At 70.1% G+C, this 3,607-nt stretch carries 2 protein-coding genes and 1 pseudogene; 2 read left to right on the plus strand and 1 reads right to left on the minus strand.

Going from position 1 to position 3,607, the window contains the following annotated elements; translation table 11 throughout:
* Window positions 1-278 precede the first annotated feature (278 nt).
* Together J0670_RS33150 and J0670_RS33155 are read left to right on the plus strand one after the other, a co-directional pair.
* A complete protein-coding gene (locus J0670_RS33150; RefSeq protein ID WP_207815883.1) occupies window positions 279-1,844 on the plus strand; it encodes an FAD-dependent monooxygenase in 1,566 nt (521 codons plus the stop codon).
* A gap of 172 nt (window positions 1,845-2,016) precedes the next feature.
* Window positions 2,017-2,685, plus strand: coding sequence for a heme oxygenase (biliverdin-producing) (locus tag J0670_RS33155; protein ID WP_207815884.1), 669 nt, complete (start codon window positions 2,017-2,019; stop codon window positions 2,683-2,685).
* Between the two features lie 138 nt (window positions 2,686-2,823).
* Here the strand turns inward: J0670_RS33155 and J0670_RS33160 are convergent.
* Window positions 2,824-3,607: pseudogene (locus J0670_RS33160) on the minus strand (hypothetical protein); the annotation flags it as partial.

The following is a 3,607-nucleotide window of genomic DNA, read 5'->3' on the forward strand; positions in this document are numbered from 1 at the left end:
CCCGGGAGCACCACGCCGAAGCCCGGCCGAGCGAGATCGTCGAGCGCGAGACCCAGAGCTCGGCTCGTTCTGAACGATCAGTTGGGCCGATGACCGCGGCCCTCACCGGGTGTACACGTCGACGCGCGGACATTGCGGTCGGCCGTGGAGCCGGGAGAATTGATCGTGGCGGTTCGGGTCGCGAGCGCTACGGGGACCAGCCGAAATCCCGAGACCCAGCATCGCCGAAGGCCACCGAGCGCCCCCACCGGACCCGAGGTGAGCGGGAGGAGTCCGACATGCCCGTAGCGGACGCCGAGGTCGCGGTACTGATCGTCGGTGGCGGGCCGGTCGGGCTCACCGCCCGAGCGCTCCTGGAACGCTGGGGCGTGCCGGTCCTGCTGGTCGAGAAACACCGCGAGCTGTCACCCTTCCCGCGGTCCCGGCTGGTCAACGTGCGCTCGATGGAGATCTACCGCCAGCTCGGGCTCACGGCCGGGATCACGGCCGCCGCGTTCGCACCGGAGTACGGTCGGATCCGCTTCCGCGACACCCTGTGCGACCGCGACTTCGCCACAGCCGCGATGGTCGGGATCAACGCACCGGTACCCGAGAGCCCCGTGACCGGCGCGGTCACCTCACAGGACCGCCTGGAACCCACCCTGCTCGCCGCGGCAGGGACCCCGGTGCGTTTCGGGGTCGAACTCGTCGACCTCGCCGAAGAAACCGACAGCGTCACGGCTCTGCTCGTCGACCACCGACGCGGCGACCGGACTCGCATCCGTGCCCGCTACGTACTCGCCGCCGACGGCGCGAACTCCACCGTCCGACGACTGCTGGGAATCGACACCACCGACCCCGGAGCGATGGGCGACTTCACCACCGTCGTGTTCGACGCCGACCTCGACCGCTGGTGCGCCCACCAGCCCGCCGGCGTCTACTTCACCGCGCACGGCCTGTTCGCCCCGCTCTATCCCGAAGGAGGCTGGGCCTGGTTCGTCCCCACCCCCGGAGACGCCGCGCACGCCGACTGGCCCGCCCTCCTCTCGCGCGCCCTCAGCCCCGGCGCCGAGGTACACGTCGAGGTGTTGCGGGTCCAGCACTGGGTGATGAACGCGTTCGTCGCCGAGCGCTTCCGTCACGGCCGGATCCTGCTGACCGGCGATGCCGCGCACGCGGTGCCGATCGTCGGCGGCCTGGGGATGAACGCGGGCATCGCCGACGTGCACAACCTGTGCTGGAAGCTAGCCGGCGTTCTCCACGGGTGGGCCGGGCCGGACTTGCTGGAAAGCTACGAGACCGAGCGACAACCCGTCGCCCGCCGGACCCTCCGCCAAGCGGTGGCGAACACCCGGCTCCTCCTCCACGTGCAGGACCGACGCCGCGAGCAGCGCAGAACCGGCGAAGCACTGCCGGCCCACGTCGAACTCCCCTGGTCGGAACGGTACTTCGCTCAACTCGGCCTCGTGCTGGGCGTCACCTACCACTCCACCGCAGTCCTCCCCGACGACGGCACCCCACCCGAGGCATCCGACACGGGCACGGACTACGTCCCCGCCGCGAAGCCGGGCCATCGCATGCCACACCTCTGGCTCACACCCGACCGCTCCACACTCGACGCTCTCGGCGAGTGGTTCACCCTGCTCACCCCGGACCCCGCTCACTGGGAGCAACAGCCCACTGCACCATGGCCGTTGCACATCGAGGCCCTTCCCGGCGAGTACACCGACCTCTGCGACCTCCGCCCACACGGAGCACTCCTCATCCGACCCGACGGCCACATCGGCGCCCGCTGGCACGACCGCCCGTCGAGTGGCGCCCCCCTGCGCCACGCCCTCACCACCATCACCCGCTCGACACCCTGACAGCGGACGGCGACTCCCCCGCCACCGGTCGCGGGCTTCGATGAGGGTCCGCAGGGGCCGGAGCTAGGCTGCTCTTACCGACAGGATGTCGGCAAGACGCTAAGTTAGGTTAGGCTAACCAAAAATACCGGGGCCGAACTCGACCCGGCCACGTCCGATCCCTGGAGGCCGCATGCCCACGCCCGAGCCCGTCCCGTTCTCCACCGTGCTCCGGACCGCCAGCAGTGAGGAGCACGAGGCCGCGGAGCAGTCCTCGTTCATGAGCCGCCTGCTGGGCGGACGGCTCGGGGTGGAGGCGTACGCCGACCTGACCGGCCAGCTCTGGTACGTCTACCAGGCGCTGGAGAGCCGGACCGATCAGCTCGCGGAGAACCCGCTGGCGGGCCCGTTCATCGACCGGTCGCTGCTGCGCACCGCCGCCATCGAGCGTGACCTGGCGCACCTGCGCGGGCCCGACTGGCGGGACGGGCTGGCGCCGCTGCCGGCCACCGCCGCGCTGGTCGCGCGAGTGGAGGAGCTGGCCGCCGAGTGGCCGGCCGGGTACCTCGCCCATCACTACACGCGCTACCTGGGCGACCTGTCGGGCGGCCAGATCATACGGGGCGTGGCCGAGAAGACCTGGGGCTTCGAACGCAAGGGCGACGGCGTGCGGTTCTACGTGTTCGAGGAGGTCGACAACCCGGCCGCCTTCAAGCGTGAGTACCGGGCCAAGCTGGACGCGGCTGGAACGGCGATGGACGAGATCGAACGGCGCCGGGTGGTCGAGGAGTGCAAGCGAGCCTTCGTGCTCAACGGGGCCGTGTTCCGCGACCTGGACTCGCGCTACCCGCTGACCGCCTGACTGATCGTTTCCGAATGCCGCTCGGAGCCGTCGGAAGACGACGTGTGTGCCATGAATCTCCGGCATACCCGTTCGATGGCTGTCGGCGTTCAGGCGGGGCGGGCCCGGACGGCAGTCCGGGCCCGCGCGGTGAGGTGATCAGGATTTCGCTGCGGAGCCGCCGGTGGACGACGCGTCGGACTTGCCCTGGTTCAGCATGCCGCCGAGGGCGCTGAGGTTGGCGCCGCCACCGGTCACGGCCGGTGCCACCTTGCCGGCGGCGTCGACGGCGATCTGGGTCATCTTCTGCAGGTGCTCGGTGGCGGTCTTCAACGCCTCCTGGGCGCGTTGGCCGGCGTCCTTGTCGTTGCTGGCGGCAGCTTCGATGCCCTTGGTGAGCACCTGGCCCATGGTGTTGAGGCCACTCATGTCGCGGAACAGGTTCGCGGTGGCGATGGCCTGTGCCGTCTGCAGGCCGACCGGGTCGGGCATCGCCACCAGCGGGGTGAACTTCGCCTGGGTGGCTCCGAGGGCGGCCACCGTGGTGTCGAGGTTCTGCGCGCGGGAGGCGGTGGACACCGGCGCGATGTCGGCCGGCGTGATCTGGATGGGCGAGTCCTTCCAGTTCCAGAAACGGGTGAGGTCGATCTTCTCGGCCGAGTTGGACCGGCCGAGAACGGCCTCGGCGAAGACGCCCTTGGTGGCGATGGCGATGGTGTTGGTCACCGGAGTGCCGAACGTGTTGTCGCTCGCCTTGCGGGAGTTGGTCCAGTCGTCCCGTTCCTTCTCGCTGCCGAAGTTCCAGCGGAAGCCGAGGTAGTTGCCGGTGGCGGCGATCGGCTTCGGGTCCAGCAGGGTGCCGAGCAGGACCGGCGCGGCGTTGGAACCCGCCGGCGTGTAGGAGTAGTTGGCGAGGATGCGGCTGAGCGTCAGCTCGTCGGCA

It is taken from the genome of Streptomyces sp. FH025 (assembly GCF_017427025.1).
Classification (GTDB): domain Bacteria; phylum Actinomycetota; class Actinomycetes; order Streptomycetales; family Streptomycetaceae; genus Kitasatospora.